Origin of the sequence: Paenibacillus sp. IHBB 3054 (assembly GCF_051594305.1) — a bacterium.
Classification (GTDB): Bacteria; Bacillota; Bacilli; order Paenibacillales; family Paenibacillaceae; genus Paenibacillus_AQ.
The window spans coordinates 1-993 of sequence record NZ_JBOFBG010000125.1 but is presented as its reverse complement, the minus strand read 5'-3'; the positions used below and the strand labels follow the sequence as shown (position 1 = coordinate 993).

Sequence of the window (993 nt, the reverse complement as noted above, 5' to 3'; positions counted from 1 at the left end):
CGGAGGGATACCAATTGCCGCAGAAAATCCGGTCCCCTCACCATAATCTGTTTGCATTTTCACAAAAATGGCCCAATGCAGGCCGCAGATCAAGCCTACAATTAAGGTCCGCACGTACAAATTGGCAAACCCGAGCATGGTCTCAAACTTTCCCGTGTAGGCAGACTGGGTAATCCAGAGATTGACCAGGATGGCCATAAACATCAGAACCAACGTTTTAACCACCGCTACCACATACAAAGGCAGTACTACCAGTATCAAGTAACCAAGCAGATTAAAAATACCCCCACTCGTGGACACCGTCAGTTCTCCCAGTGTCTGCGCTGCGTAAGAGGCCTCCGTAATCCCATCTGCACCGACAATCATGGCTTTTAGAATTTGTTGACCATCCAAACCCTCATACGTGATACCACTCGTGCCGATAATGCCTTCGAACATCTTGCTGGCCATCCAGTTAATCCCCACATTGGCGATATTCAACGCCGTGAGCGAGAGGTAGGTCGCGACAAAGCAAAGAAGAAAGACCTTGAGCAAACTGCCCAGGTCTTTTTTGCCTCGAATAATTTTGAACGCCAACCACGAAATTCCGATAAATAGCGACACAAGGCCGATAATCATAAAGATAGACCAGCCCGACTGCACCAGATCGATTTCGGCAATCTGCGGAGTAAACAAGTAGCTCTTAGCAAACGCATCATAGAGCGGTGACATGAGCTCGTCCACTAACAGAACAACTAAACCTTCAATGGCATCTTTGATCAGCTTGCCGGACATAAGGTCTTTGAACGATTGAATCATATCATCGACTTTATGAATCATGTCATCTACCCAATCGGGAATGTACCAGCTCGTCTCCCGCTCCACCGGCGGGGAGGCGGTAGGTGTAGGACCTGCGGAAGCCAGTGTCACCAAGCTACCTCCAGAAGAGGCGGACACCTGACTGGCCGCAGCTTGAACCTTTATACCTGGCACACTGACACTCAACCCCACAAC

Annotated in this window: 1 protein-coding gene; it reads right to left on the bottom strand. The window is 49.2% G+C overall.

Going from position 1 to position 993, the window contains the following annotated elements; all coding sequences use genetic code 11:
* A partial coding sequence (locus ACQ76X_RS35990; protein ID WP_438498681.1) for a hypothetical protein occupies positions 1–909 on the bottom strand: 909 nt, incomplete at its 3' end.
* Between the last annotated feature and the right edge of the window lie 84 nt (positions 910–993).